We start from the raw sequence: 13,689 nt of genomic DNA on the forward strand, positions 1-13,689 counted from the left end.
AAAGTCAATAAATTAGCGATATGTCTATACGTAAAAAGCCTAATCCGTGAAGATTAGGCTTTTTTATAAACTTTTAAAGAACCCTAACCTGCCTTCACAGCTGCAGTTAATTTAGGAAGTACGTCAAAAACGTCTCCTACTATGCCGTAATCGGCTGCTTTAAAGAAAGGTGCCTCTGGGTCTGTATTTATAACTACAATAACCTTAGAAGAGTTAACACCAGCTAAATGCTGAATGGCTCCTGAGATACCGCAGGCAATGTAAAGGTTTGGTGCTACTTTAACGCCTGTTTGCCCTACGTGCTCATGGTGAGGTCTCCAGTCTAAGTCAGATACAGGTTTAGAGCATGCTGTGGTAGCTCCTAATGCTTCTGCTAAATCTAATAATGGCTGCCATTGGTCAGGGCCTTTCATTCCACGTCCGCCTGAGACTACTAAGTCGGCCTCTGGAAGAGACACTGTACCAGTTACTTTTAATGTTTCCGTGATTTTCGCTCCGAAAGCTGCATCGTTAACTTCGGCTGAGAATGCCTCAACTGGTGAAGATGTTTCAGAAGTTACTGGAGTAATGGCATTTTTCTTTAATGCCAAAACTTTGATGTCCGTACTGATGGTGGTTTCTGCAAAAGCTTTTCCAGTGAAAATGCTTCTAGTTACAGTAAAACCATTATCGGTTTTTGGCAACTCCGTAACGTTTCCTACTACGCCAGCTTTGAGTGCTCCTGCGGTTCTTGCTGTTACGGCGTCTGCTAATGATGATTTGGCAGTAATAATAACCGAGGCTCCTGTACTTTTTGCGGCAGCGGTTAATACTTCAGAATATGCCATGATATTGGCAGACTCTAATTTGCTGTCTCCAGCATGTAGAACTTTTGTTGCTCCGTAGTTTCCTAGTTTAGCTAGTTCGTCCTCTGTTGCATTTCCAATAGCTATTACGGTGTTGGTTCCACCTAGCATTTCTGCTACTTTGGTTCCATAATAAACCGCCTCTAGTGAAGTCTTTTTTACTGCTCCATCTGCTAATTCTGCAAATACTAAAATTGACATGATGTTTTTGTTTTAATGTTTGATGCTGAATGTCTGATGTTTGATGTCGGGTGTCAGATGTTTGTTGTCTGATGTTCGGTGTCAGATTTCTTCGTTCAGCGTTTAATTGTTTGAAGACTGTTGCTGGTACTTGTCTTGTAACTGTTGCATTGAAAACATCAATCACCAGACACCCAACAATCAGCACTTTAAATAACCTTAGCCTCTGTTCTTAAAAGTTCAATCAGCTTTTCAGCCTCTTCAGCAGGAATCATTTTACATGCTCCTTTTGCCGGAGGAAGTGAGTAAGAGGAAATGTTTGTTAATGTTTCACCCACAGGCTCTACTACGTTTAAAGGCTTCTTTCTAGCGGTCATGATACCTCTCATGCTGGCTATTTTCCATTCGGCTATTGGCTCTTGACAGCCTAATACTAAAGGAAGTGTAGCTTCAATTTTCTCTTTTCCTCCTTCTATTTCTCTCGAGATATTAGCTTTGTCTCCTTCAATAGTCAATTCCATCACTGGAGATAAAGAAGGGATTCCTAAAAGTTCTCCTACTATTCCGTGAACCACGCCTGAGTTATAATCAGTAGTTTCTCTACCCATCATAATAAGGTCGTATCCGGCGTCTTTTGCTATATGTGCTATTTGCTCCGCAACAAAATAAGAATCTGAAGGTTCTGCGTTTACTCTAATGGCGTCGTCAGCACCTATGGCAAGTGCCTTTCTTATTTGAGGGTCAGAAGATGCTGTGCCTACGTTCAAAACGGTAACTGTTCCGCCGCTTTGTTCTTTAAGTTCCACCGCTCTTGCTAATGCGTAATCATCATAGGGTCCAATAATATAAGTCACACCATTGCTGTCAAATACGGTGTTGTTATCTGTAAAACTTATCTTGGAAGTTGTATCAGGAACACTTGAAATACAAACCAGTATTTTCATGCTTTATAAAATTTTTTTGATTGAAATATTGATATTTGAGTCTGGGACTCATAAAATTGTTATGCATGCATAACATTACAAATGTAAAAAGCCTTTAAAGAGTATGCAAGTAGACCGATTGAAATTATTAATAGAATTTTTACAAGATGAACCACAGGAGCCTTTCAATAGATATGCTGTGGCAATGGAGCTCTTAAAGGTTGATGCTCAGAAATCAATAGAGCATTTGGAGATTTTATTGAATGAATTTCCAGATTACTTGCCTACTTACTATCAATTGGCTCAACTGTATTTTGATAAGGATGCTTTAGAGGAGGCTGCTGAGGTTTATAAATCGGGTATTGCTTTGGCTAAAGCTCAAAAGAATCAAAAAATAGAAAAAGAATTAGAGGGAGCATATCAAATGCTCAAAGATGAAATGGAGGAATGGTGAAATACAAATCGTTTAAAATAGATACGGACATAAAAGGGAAGGCTGATGTGTCAAAGGTACTCATGATTTATACTGGGGGTACTTTGGGGATGGTTTATGACCAAGTCAAAAAAACGCTGGTGCCGCTAAAATTTGAGGAGATTCAAAAGAACATTCCGGAGCTAGAGCGTTTTGAGTCTGCCTTAGATATTATTCCGATAGAGCCGCCTATTGACTCTTCTAATATGAGTCCTTCGGTTTGGATTGAGTTGGCTACTTTGATTGCGGAGCAGTATGATGATTATGATGGTTTTGTAATTCTTCATGGAACAGACACCATGGCTCATACAGCGTCTGCTTTGAGCTTTTTATTGGAGAATTTGGCGAAGCCAGTCATACTTACTGGAGCACAGCTCCCAATAGGTGTTACCAGGACAGACGCCAGAGAAAACATGATGACGGCACTGGAATTGGCCGCTGATAAGGTGGACAACGAAACCATTTTACATGAAGTATGTATTTATTTCAATGGCCGATTATTAAGGGGAAACAGAGCTAAGAAGTATGAGAGCTCACAGTTTGATGCCTTTCAGTCGGAGAATTATCCTATGCTGGCAGAAGTTGGAATTTACTGTGTTTATAACCGACCATACATGTTGCCAAAGCCTGAAGGGAAATTTAGCTTTAGTGATAGCCTTAATAGAAATGTGTTGGTTTTGAAGCTCTTTCCAGGAATTTCAAATGCCTTTGTGAAACAGATTTTAGCAACTGAAAATTTGGAAGCCGTAGTTTTAGAGACTTATGGCTCAGGAAATGCCCCATCTGACAATGAATTTCTTCACTTATTAAAAGATGCTTCAGAGAAAGGCATCATTATTTATAACGTATCACAATGCAGTGGCGGTAAAGTAAGACAGGGAGATTATGACACTAGCAGAGGTCTTTTAAATGCCGATGTAATTAGTGGAAAAGACATTACCACGGAAGCGGCTGTTTGCAAGTTGATGTATTTATTAGCTCTTGGTAATTCTATAACCGAAACAAAGAGGCTTCTTCAGGAAAATTTGAGAGGTGAGGTGGTGGATTAAGGTCTTGACTTGTATCTAGATACAGTTTTTAGCACCCAAACTATTATATCTTTTAGGAACTTAATAGGCAGAACATTCGTAAATCTTACGGCTAACATTTATTGTCAATTTGAACTTAAAACGTTTACTTTGCAGCCCGATACAGAGGGGTGTCCGAGTGGCTGAAGGAGCACGCTTGGAAAGCGTGTAAGTCAGCAATGGCTTCGCGGGTTCGAATCCCGCTCCCTCTGCATAAACATATTGAGGTATCTGAATTCAGATACCTCTCTCATTTTAAGACGCCTAGCTTGTGTCTTCGGGCATTTGACGGTAGGTCTATGTCGGTCAATTTATATGGAGTTTAGTCGGGAAACTTCATCTTTGAAATTTTATTTAATTAATAATCGGGAATAACCTTCTCGATTAACACTCAATTTTATGTACAAAAAAAGGATAGTAATTAAGGTAGGTACTAATGTCATGGTGAATAAATCCAAAAGGATTATTAAGCCGGTGTTGGAGAGTTTGGTTAAACAGATAGCCACTCTTTTTGAAGAAGACATTATCTGTGTATTAGTTTCTTCGGGGTCTGTGATAGCAGGAAGAGAGGTTTTGGGAAGAATTAAAATTCAGGATAAAGCTCAAAAAAGACAGGTTTATTCGGCAGTAGGCCAACCTAGAATGATGCTTCATTATTATAATCTTTTTGGCCAGTATGGTCTTAAATGTGCTCAGGTTTTAGCCACAAAAAGAGACTTTAACCCTGGAATGCACCGTAATAATATGATAAACTGCTATGAAGGTTTATTAGCTGAAGGTGTGATTCCTGTTGCAAACGAAGATGACGCCGTTTCGGTTACAAAGTCAATGTTTTCAGATAATGACGAATTAGCCTCTCTTGTGGCGGAATTAATTGATGCTGATTTGTTGATACTTTTAACAAGTACCGACGGTCTTTTTACCGGCGACCCAGAGGCAAAAGATACCACACTAATTAAAAATGTTTCTGTAGGTCAAAACGTAGAGAAATATGTAGATGACAAGGAAAAAGGAGAAGGAGAAGGTAGGGGAGGAATGGCTTCCAAACTTAACATGGCAAAAGAGACGGCCAGAAAAAATATACCTACAGTAATAGCGAATGGACGAAGAGAAAATGTGATAATTGATATTGTACATGGTGAAGCAATAGGAACTAGAATTTCTGTGTAAACCTTTTTTTAGAAGTTATTTAAAAGCGATGTAATTTTGAGGCTTTAATAATAGTATTAAAGTCTCAAAATGAATTTGTTAAAGATTTTAGGTCAAGAGATTCCCGTAGGGAAAACGGTTCTATCGCTTGATATAGCTAAATTACATACTCGTACTAGTTTAGAAGTGCCTGTAATTATTGAGCGTTCTGCGGTTGATGGGCCTGTTTTACTACTACTTGCAGGAATTCATGGAGACGAGGTAAATGGCGTAGAAATAGTCCGCCAAATTATTTCAAAGAAAATAAGTAAGCCTACTAGCGGTACCGTAATCTGTATTCCGGTGGTTAACGTTTTTGGCTTTTTAAATCAAACACGTGATTTTCCAGATGGAAGAGATTTGAACAGAACCTTCCCTGGTTCGGCAAAAGGTTCACTGGCAGGGCGTTTTGCTCATGCCATTATGCATGATATAGTGCCACATGTAGACTACTGCATCGACTTCCATACAGGTAGTAGTAGCCGTTTTAATTATGCTCAAGTTAGAATGGATGGCGATGACAAGGAATGCATTGCTTTAGCAAAAACCTTCGGTGTTAAATTTGTGATTGACGCTCCCATTCGTGATAAATCATTTAGAAAATCTGCCAGTATTTTGGGTAAAAAAGTGCTGCTTTTTGAAGGCGGGAAAGACCTTCATTTAGATAAGGAAGTAACCCGGCAGGCTATTAATGGATCCATGCGTGTGATGCAATATTTGGGATTAAGAGACTTCACAAAAGAACTGGAGGCTAAGCCTGCATCTAAAGAACAGATATATGTAAGAAAGTCTACTTGGCTAAGAGCCAATCATTCTGGAATGTACAGAAGGGTGGTGAGTATAGGTCAAAAAGTGGAAAAAGGCGATACTATTGGTAGTATTTCTGACCCCTATGGTGATTTTGAAAAGAAAGTGAAATCAACCTATACCGGTTATATTATAGGTTCTAATCATTCCCCTATTGTTAATCAAGGGGATGCTTTGGTGCATGTGAGTACCGTGCATGAGGAGATGAGATGACTAAATGAAAAAGCGGCAGAAATGATGTGTTCTGCCGCTTTTTTCATCAATCTTCCGATACCTTCAATATTAATTTCCCTTGTTTATTGCCATCAAATAGCCTTAGTAAGGTGTCGTTAAAGTTTTCAATGCCTTCGTAAACATCTTCTTTGCTTTTAAGCTTGCCTTCGTTCAGCCATATTTCCATTTGTTCTCTAGCTACATGGTAACGGCTGGCATAATCAAAAACCACCATGCCTTTCATAGAGGCTCTGTTGACCAGTAGCGACATATAGTTACTTGGCCCAGCAACTTTTTCAGTGTTATTATATTGAGAGATGGCTCCGCAAATAACAATTCTGGCATGCATTGCCAATCTTGAAAGAGCTGCATCTAAAATTTCGCCACCTACATTGTCAAAATATACATCAATTCCTTTAGGGCAATGCTCTTTTATGGCGGTGTAAATATTCTCAGATTTATAATCAATGGCAGCATCAAAACCAAGTTCGTTGACTAGGTAATCACATTTGGCTTTACCTCCGGCTATTCCTATAACTTTACAGCCTTTAATTTTGGCAATTTGCCCCACCACACTTCCTACGGCACCAGCTGCTCCAGAAACCACTACGGTTTCACCATCTTTTAACTCGCCTACTTCCAGTATTCCAAAATAGGCGGTCATGCCCGGCATACCTAATACGCCAAGGTATTCTGTTAAAGGTCTGTTGCCTTCTTCTACTTTTAAAAAGCCCTTTCCGTTAGATACTATATACTGCTGTACTCCGCCAGTACCTACCAGTACATCACCTTCTTTAAATTTTGGATGATTATTCGCTTTTAGCACTCGGCCTAAGGAGCCCGCACGCATCACTTCATTAATTCCAACAGGTGGTATGTAGGAGCGTACATCTCTGAGCCAGCCTCTCATGGCAGGGTCTAAAGAAATGAATTCGTTTTTAATTAGAATTTCGCCGTCGGCTAGTTCAGGAATTTCGGCATCGTTTAAAGTCCATGTTGCTGCTGTTGGCAATCCTTCCGGACGCTCTTTCAATAAGATTTGTTTGTTCATTTAATTTGTTTTGAAGTTTTTCAATAGTCACCTAAAATTAAACAATGAAAAATTAAATACAGTTTTTCTTTAATGTTTAGCTGACAAGAGTGGCTTCCATGCTTTTATAGAACTTCAGATTTCGTGTTATCATCCAAATAATGTTAGAAACAGTCGAATTAGGTCAAAAGCAGGTCATTTTAAACCGTAAAATCCCTAATTTTGTCCAACCTATTGATAATTGTTCTTCGTTAATGAATAAAGTGCTGAACGCATCGGGATTATTGTGAGTGAAAATACAAGTTTAAAAGAAGAGGTATTTAACTGTTGTTTAGAAAATTTGGCCGACCAAGCTGCCTTAGATTGGTTTACTGAAAAGGCAAAGCTACTAGAGACTGCTTCGGCTTTCTTTCTGAACTTTGGTATGTTAAAAAGAAAAGTAAAGAACGGTTCTGTTCATATTTCTCCATTACTTAAAAGTAAACTTCAAAGTGTAAATCCTGCGTTTTCGGTGGAAGATTGGGATTTAGTTTCTTTCTGTCGTTTAGCTTTTTTACTTCAATTAAATACTCCAGAGAATAAAGTAAAAATAGAAACGCTACTCGCCTCTGCTGATATAAAAGAGCAGGTGATTATTTATAGGGCTTTGCAATATTTAGAAAATGCAGAAGACTTTAAATTGAATATCATTGACGGTATCCGAACCAATATGATTGACGTTTTTGATGCCATTGCCCTAGAAAATAATTATGCGTTTACTTATTTCAGTGAAGATGCTTGGAACCACATGGTTTTAAAAGCCATTTTTATGGAAAGGCCTATCTACAGAATTCATGGAATAGACCAACGAAAAAACAAAAAGTTAGCAGGTATACTTCAGGACTTTGTGCATGAAAGGTGGGCTGCAGGGAGAGTAGTAACGCCAGAACTTTGGCGAATGATTAGTGGATTTACCACGGAATCAATTATTGGAGATTTGAAAAATGCTGTGCTTATTGATACAGATTTAGGTAAAGCTGCCGCTCAAAAGGTTTTAGAAGATGCAGGTCAAATGGAATGGATAAAAAGTCAAGGATTGGAACCTGTTAAACTTACTTGGGAAGAAATAGGTAAAGAAATTTGGGAGGCTTAGATAAGATAAAATAAGAACATTAATATTTAGAAATATGAAATTTATAGACCCTCATGTGCATATGTCATCCAGAACCACGGATGATTATCAAGCAATGCAAAAAGCGGGAATTGTGGCCATTATAGAGCCAGCGTTTTGGTTGGGTCAGCCACGTACAGAAAAAGGTGCTTTTAAAGATTATTATAGCAGTATAGTGGGTTGGGAGCCGTTTAGGTCTTCGCAGTTTGGTATCAAACACTACTGTACTATTGGCTTAAACTCAAAAGAAGCCAACAATGTGCCTTTAGCAGAACAAGTGATGGAATTATTGCCATTATATGCTATGAAAGATAATGTGGTGGCCATAGGCGAGATTGGTTATGACGACCAAACAGAGGCAGAAGATAGGTTTTTTAGAGCTCAGATAGAACTGGCAAAAGAAGTGAATCTTCCTATTTTGATTCATACGCCACATAGAGATAAGAAAAACGGTACGCTTCGAAGCATGGATGTGCTAGAGGAACATGGAATTGACCCTAAAATGGCCATCATAGACCATAATAATGAAGAAACTGCAAAGGCGGTTTTGGATAGGGGCTATTGGGCAGCATTCACCATTTACCCAAGAACAAAAATGGGTAGCGAAAGAATGGTGGAGGTAGTAAAGCAATATGGTTCTGAAAGAATTATAGTGGATAGCTCTGCCGATTGGGGTGTGAGTGACCCACTTGCTGTGCCTAAAACAGCTAATCTTATGCTGGCAAATGGCATATCTAAGGAAGACGTACACATGACCTGCTACCAAAATGCTTTAGACGCTTACGCTCAAAGTGGAAACATGAATGAAAGCGATTGGGAAAACGGAGTAAGCTTTGACCAGTCTGTACTTTATGGTGGAAACAGTGTTTTACGTGGCCAAGACCCAGTGAAAGGAACAGCTTCTGACTCTGATATCATAGAAAACTGATGAAGCTTTTCTATTACTTAGCTTTAACTAGGCCTGCCAATGTAATTACTGCGGTTTCAGATATTGCGGCTGGCGTAGCTATAGCAGGAGCCTTTGGTTTAAGCCCTTTTCCATGGACATTATTCCTGTTTTTGGCTTTAGCCACCTCTGGCCTTTACGCAGGAGGCATTGTTTTTAATGATGTTTTTGATTTAGAATTAGATAAAGTAGAAAGGCCCGAAAGAATAATACCAAGCGGTAAACTGGCTTCTAGCCAAGCCATATTTTTCGGAATGGCACTTTTTATAGCTGCCATATTCTTTGCCTCATTGGTGAGCATTCAGAGTGGTGTTATAGCGGCTTTAGTAGCACTTTTTGCGGTTTTGTATGACAAGTTTGCGAAACATCATTTGGTTGCTGGCCCATTAACCATGGGGCTTTGCAGAGGTTTGAATTTAACCTTGGGTATGAGTATTCTAGCTAATGGGCAGTTGCCAGACATGTGGATGATGGCTTTTATTCCTATTGTCTTTATTGCTGCCATTACATTGACCAGTCAAGGGGAGGTTTTAGGGAATAATAAGCTCTCTGTCAGTTTTGCTTTGGTTTTAGATTTACTTGTTGCTGCTACTATTTTGGTATTGGGCTTTAAAGGAATTATGAATCTTTGGATGGTGCTACCTTTTGTGCTGTTATGGATTGGAATTAATTTCTCGGCTAAATTAAAAGCCATTCGACATAACGAGCCTAAAAATATTATGAATGCGGTAAAGATGGGAGTACTCTCGCTTATACCGCTAAATGCTAGTTATGTGGCAGGTTTTAGTGACTGGAAATATGGTTTGGCAGTTTTATGCTTGCTACCTATTTCTATTTTTCTGGCAAAGAAATTTTCGGTTACCTGAATTTTAAAACCCTGATTCTGATTAATAATATAGGTTTGGAAAGAAATAATAATGAATATAGAGCAAAACTTCTCGATAAATTATAAGTATCAAATTCTCTTTACGAGAAATATGTTTGACGTATCAAACACCGAACTTTTTGACACGCTAAACGAGAATGAAGAATCTACAAAAGCCATTCAGGTGTCTTTTGTCATAGACTCTGGGTTGAATGATTGTCAGCCTGAGCTTATCGGCAATATTGAACAATATGTAGCTGCTTTTCCTAAACTAAAATTGGCCTGTAAGCCAATTATAGTGACTGGTGGTGAAGATGCGAAGAACACCATGGCGGAGTTTGAGAAGACTTTGTCCATGATAAACGAAGCCAAAATAGACCGTCATTCTTTCCTTTTAGCTATAGGCGGAGGTGCAGTTTTAGACATGGCAGGTTTTGCGGCAGCAGTAGGGCATAGAGGAATAAGACATATAAGAATACCAACCACGGTTTTGTCTCAAAACGATTCTGGCGTAGGTGTTAAAAACAGTATAAACTTTTTTGGTAAAAAGAACTTTTTAGGAACATTTGCTCCGCCATTCGCGGTGATAAACGATCTAACCTTTTTGACTTCTTTAGACGAAAGAGATTGGCGTGCAGGCATGTCAGAGGCCGTTAAAGTGGCTTTGATTAAAGATGCTGTCTTTTTTGATTGGTTGGAGGCCAATGCCATCGCTCTAAATAATAGAGATTTGGAAGCCATGGAAAAACTGGTTTTTGACTGTGCTAAACTACATACACATCATATTTCAAACAGCAATGACCCATTTGAAATGGGCTCTTCTAGACCATTAGATTTTGGCCACTGGGCGGCTCATAAAATGGAGCAGCTTACCAACTTTGGAATAAAACATGGCGAAGCGGTAGCCATCGGTATCGGTTTAGATATTGTTTACGGAACATACGCTGGCTTTATGACTGAAGCCACGGCAGACCGTATCTTAAAAGTGCTGTCGAATTTAGGCTTTGATACTTTTCATCCTGTGCTTCTTAATGAAGCGGGTACACATATAAACCCTGAACTCTTAAAAGGTTTAGAAGAGTTTAGAGAGCATTTGGGTGGCGAACTAACCATCACCATGGTAGAGAAAATAGGAGAGAAGTTTGATGTGCACGAAATGAATACCGATTGGATTGAGAAATCGGCTCTAACACTATTGAAAAAGCAAGAAACGTATGCGTATTAATAAACATCAGGCTCATTTAAGCTACTGTAGTAATATACATGCAGGAGAATCTTGGACGGCCACTTTTGAGAATCTAAAAAAGTATACAACCAAAGTACGTGACGGTTTAAAAACCGAAAACTTTGGTATAGGTTTAAGACTTTCAAACGAAGCTTCAATAGAACTTTCTGAGGGCGATAATCTGGTTATTTTTAAAGAATGGCTAGCAAGTGAAAACATGTATGTGTTTACCATTAATGGTTTTCCATATGGTGGTTTTCATAATCAAGTGGTTAAAGATGAGGTGCATACGCCTGACTGGAGTACGCCAGATAGGCTAGCATATACCATTCGTTTATTTGATATTTTGGCAGAATTACTTCCTGAAGGTTTAGATGGTGGGGTTTCCACTTCGCCTATTTCTTACAGGTTTTGGCATAAAGATGAAGCTGCTTTAAAAGAAGTGAAAGCAGTAGCGGTACGTCAATTATCACAGCTGATGATTCACCTGGCGGAAATTAAAACCAAAACCGGGAAAAGTTTACATTTAGACATGGAGCCTGAGCCAGATGGAATTTTAGAAACCAGTGATGAGTTTGTTGATTTCTTCAATGAAGATTTATTGCTATCGGGCAAAAATCAAATTAGTGCAACTTTAGGAATTGGACTTAATAAAGCGGAAGAAATCATAAGAGAGCATTTTCAGCTATGTTATGATGTCTGTCATTTTGCGGTGGGTTTTGAAAAACCATCAGATGCTATTGCGAAAGTAAAGGCGGCCAATATCAAAATAGGTAGAATTCAAATATCTGCTGCACTTAGCAGTGGTATTTTGGGCTCAAAAGAAGAAAGAAATACTATTCATGGGCAGCTTAAAAGATTTGATGAACCAACGTATTTGCACCAAGCCGTGGTTAGAAAAACCGACGGAGCATTAGTAAGGTATAGAGATTTAGGGCCTGGTTTAGCAGATATTCAAAAGTCAGACTTTCAAGAAATAAGAACACATTTTCATGTGCCCGTTTTTACGGAGAAATATGAGAAATTGATATCTACACAGCAAGACATTATAGCTACGCTAGCTGTTTGGAAAGAAGAAAATTTCACCAATCATTTAGAGGTAGAAACTTATACTTGGGATGTTTTGCCAGAGGCTATGCAAACCGATATAGTAAGCTGTGTGGTGAGAGAGTTAGATTGGGTAAGAACAGTAGTTACAACATGAAAAAAGCAGCGGTAATAAATGTAATTGGTCTTTCAAAGAGAGTTTTGGGCGAGCATACGCCCTTTCTTTCTAAATGGGCTGCTAAGAAAAATATAGCAAGTGTAGAACCTGTTTTGCCAGCAGTTACATGCTCTGTACAAACTACTTATTTGACAGGGAAGTGGCCGGCGGAACATGGCATAGTAGGAAACGGTTGGTTTTCAAAAGAAGCTCAAGAAGTGCAGTTTTGGAAGCAGTCAAACCAGCTGGTTCAGGCTCCTAATGTGTGGGATACTATCAGAAAGACAAATCCGGATTTTACCTGTGCTAATATGTTTTGGTGGTATAATATGTATTCTACTGCCGACTTTTCTGTAACACCAAGACCCCAGTATAGGGCAGATGGCCAGAAAGTGCCAGACTGTTATTCGTATCCAGCTGATTTAAGAGACCGTTTGCAAACAGCATTGGGTACCTTCCCATTATTTCATTTTTGGGGACCGAAAACCACCATAAAATCTAGTCAGTGGATAGCCGATGCTTCTAAAAAGGTGCATGAATGGCATAACCCAGATTTGATGTTGGTTTATTTACCGCATTTAGATTACGTGCTGCAGAAATATGGTCATGATGAAAAGCACTTGCCAAAAGACCTTGCAGAAATAGACAAGGTATGTGAAGACCTGATTACCTATTTAGAGGCAAAAGGTGTGGAGGTTTCTGTCATTTCAGAGTATGGAATTACAAATATGGAAAGGCCTATTCACCCAAATCGTGTTTTACGTGATATGGGTTTGTTAGGCATTAGAGAAGAAAACGGTTTAGAGTTATTGGACGCAGGGGCGTCAAAAGCTTTTGCCGTGGCCGACCATCAAATAGCCCACGTTTATGTCAATGACAAGTCGCAGCTTGATGCTGTCAAAAAGCGTTTTGAAGCGGAAGCTGGTGTGGCTTTAGTTTTAGATGAAGAAGGGAAAAAGGAATACCATATAGACCACGAACGCTCTGGCGACTTGGTACTGGTAGGCGATGATAAGAGCTGGTTTACTTATTATTTCTGGGAAGATGATGCTAAGGCACCTGATTATGCTAGAATGGTAGATATTCATAAAAAGCCAGGATATGACCCTGCCGAGATGCTTTTAGACCCAAAGCAAAAATTGATTATTCCAAAAATTATCTTTAAGGTACTTAAGAAAAAGTTAGGCTTTAGAATGGTAATGGATGTAATTCCATTAGATGCTACTTTAGTGAAAGGCTCGCATGGTGCTGTCAATCTGCAAGACGAAGACAAAGCCATATTTATCAGTAATCATGAGCATGGTTCCAATATAGCCCCAATAGCCATTCATGATTTGATTATGAATTCTGTATTGAATTAATTTTTATTAGCCTACTGCATACTTCTCAAAGTCATGTAGTAGGCTTTTTTGTGTCCACTATATTCTTAATTTCTAGACTACTTTGTTCATTTTATGAGAGTGAAATGATTGGAAGTTCTTGTTTAAAATCGGAATGATTTAAGGCCTCTTCTGTTTGCTTCTTGAATGACTGTAAGTATCTTTTTACAGACAAGTTTATGAAGTACTCCACTG

General features: G+C 38.9%; 13 protein-coding genes and 1 tRNA gene. 11 read left to right on the forward strand and 3 right to left on the reverse strand.

The annotated features are described in order from the left end of the window. Nucleotides 1-83 precede the first annotated feature (83 nt). Together AADJ06_RS13150 and AADJ06_RS13155 are read right to left on the reverse strand one after the other, a co-directional pair. On the reverse strand, nucleotides 84-1,046 hold the full coding sequence (locus AADJ06_RS13150) for an electron transfer flavoprotein subunit alpha/FixB family protein (RefSeq protein ID WP_341226927.1): 963 nt from the start codon (nucleotides 1,044-1,046) through the stop codon (nucleotides 84-86). Between the two features lie 188 nt (nucleotides 1,047-1,234). Continuing rightward, nucleotides 1,235-1,969, reverse strand: coding sequence for an electron transfer flavoprotein subunit beta/FixA family protein (locus AADJ06_RS13155; RefSeq protein WP_341226928.1), 735 nt, complete (start codon nucleotides 1,967-1,969; stop codon nucleotides 1,235-1,237). A gap of 103 nt (nucleotides 1,970-2,072) precedes the next feature. Between AADJ06_RS13155 and AADJ06_RS13160 the strand changes: the two genes are divergently transcribed. From AADJ06_RS13160 to AADJ06_RS13180, 5 genes are all read left to right on the forward strand, one after another. After that, entirely contained in the window at nucleotides 2,073-2,402 is a 330-nt protein-coding gene (locus tag AADJ06_RS13160) for a tetratricopeptide repeat protein (RefSeq protein ID WP_341226929.1), read from the forward strand. After that, nucleotides 2,396-3,469, forward strand: a complete 1,074-nt coding sequence (locus AADJ06_RS13165) for an asparaginase (protein WP_341226930.1) — start codon at nucleotides 2,396-2,398, stop codon at nucleotides 3,467-3,469. Before AADJ06_RS13160 ends, AADJ06_RS13165 begins: the two co-directional genes overlap by 7 nt. A 143-nt stretch (nucleotides 3,470-3,612) precedes the next feature. Further along, nucleotides 3,613-3,699 (forward strand) — tRNA-Ser (locus tag AADJ06_RS13170). Between the two features lie 187 nt (nucleotides 3,700-3,886). Further along, nucleotides 3,887-4,657: a glutamate 5-kinase gene (proB, locus tag AADJ06_RS13175; RefSeq protein ID WP_341226931.1), complete on the forward strand. Its 771-nt coding sequence runs from the start codon at nucleotides 3,887-3,889 to the stop codon at nucleotides 4,655-4,657. A gap of 69 nt (nucleotides 4,658-4,726) precedes the next feature. Next, nucleotides 4,727-5,695, forward strand: coding sequence for a succinylglutamate desuccinylase/aspartoacylase family protein (locus AADJ06_RS13180; RefSeq protein WP_341226932.1), 969 nt, complete (start codon nucleotides 4,727-4,729; stop codon nucleotides 5,693-5,695). A 46-nt stretch (nucleotides 5,696-5,741) separates the two neighbouring features. Here AADJ06_RS13180 and AADJ06_RS13185 read toward each other — a convergent pair whose 3' ends face one another. Further along, the gene (locus AADJ06_RS13185) at nucleotides 5,742-6,746 is read right to left on the reverse strand and encodes an NADP-dependent oxidoreductase (protein ID WP_341226933.1); all 1,005 of its coding nucleotides are present in this window, start codon (nucleotides 6,744-6,746) and stop codon (nucleotides 5,742-5,744) included. A gap of 265 nt (nucleotides 6,747-7,011) precedes the next feature. Between AADJ06_RS13185 and AADJ06_RS13190 the strand changes: the two genes are divergently transcribed. From AADJ06_RS13190 to AADJ06_RS13215, 6 genes are read left to right on the forward strand one after another with little or no spacing between them, the layout of a single operon-like run. Beyond that, the gene (locus AADJ06_RS13190; RefSeq protein WP_341226934.1) at nucleotides 7,012-7,857 is read left to right on the forward strand and encodes an EboA domain-containing protein; all 846 of its coding nucleotides are present in this window, start codon (nucleotides 7,012-7,014) and stop codon (nucleotides 7,855-7,857) included. 34 nt (nucleotides 7,858-7,891) lie between these two features. Further along, nucleotides 7,892-8,803 carry a TatD family hydrolase gene (locus tag AADJ06_RS13195; RefSeq protein WP_341226935.1) on the forward strand — a complete coding sequence of 304 codons (912 nt, stop codon included), beginning with the start codon at nucleotides 7,892-7,894 and terminating at the stop codon, nucleotides 8,801-8,803. Beyond that, nucleotides 8,803-9,687, forward strand: a complete 885-nt coding sequence (gene eboC, locus AADJ06_RS13200) for a UbiA-like protein EboC (protein ID WP_341226936.1) — start codon at nucleotides 8,803-8,805, stop codon at nucleotides 9,685-9,687. The genes AADJ06_RS13195 and eboC overlap by 1 nt, the downstream gene beginning before the upstream one ends. 51 nt (nucleotides 9,688-9,738) lie before the next feature. Then, on the forward strand, nucleotides 9,739-10,911 hold the full coding sequence (locus AADJ06_RS13205) for a 3-dehydroquinate synthase (protein WP_341226937.1): 1,173 nt from the start codon (nucleotides 9,739-9,741) through the stop codon (nucleotides 10,909-10,911). Beyond that, on the forward strand, nucleotides 10,901-12,115 hold the full coding sequence (gene eboE, locus AADJ06_RS13210; RefSeq protein WP_341226938.1) for a metabolite traffic protein EboE: 1,215 nt from the start codon (nucleotides 10,901-10,903) through the stop codon (nucleotides 12,113-12,115). The genes AADJ06_RS13205 and eboE overlap by 11 nt, the downstream gene beginning before the upstream one ends. Continuing rightward, entirely contained in the window at nucleotides 12,112-13,476 is a 1,365-nt protein-coding gene (locus tag AADJ06_RS13215; RefSeq protein WP_341226939.1) for a nucleotide pyrophosphatase/phosphodiesterase family protein, read from the forward strand. The genes eboE and AADJ06_RS13215 overlap by 4 nt, the downstream gene beginning before the upstream one ends. Nucleotides 13,477-13,689: the final 213 nt, after the last annotated feature.

This window comes from uncultured Arcticibacterium sp., assembly GCF_964021845.1.
GTDB lineage: Bacteria > Bacteroidota > Bacteroidia > Cytophagales > Spirosomataceae > Arcticibacterium.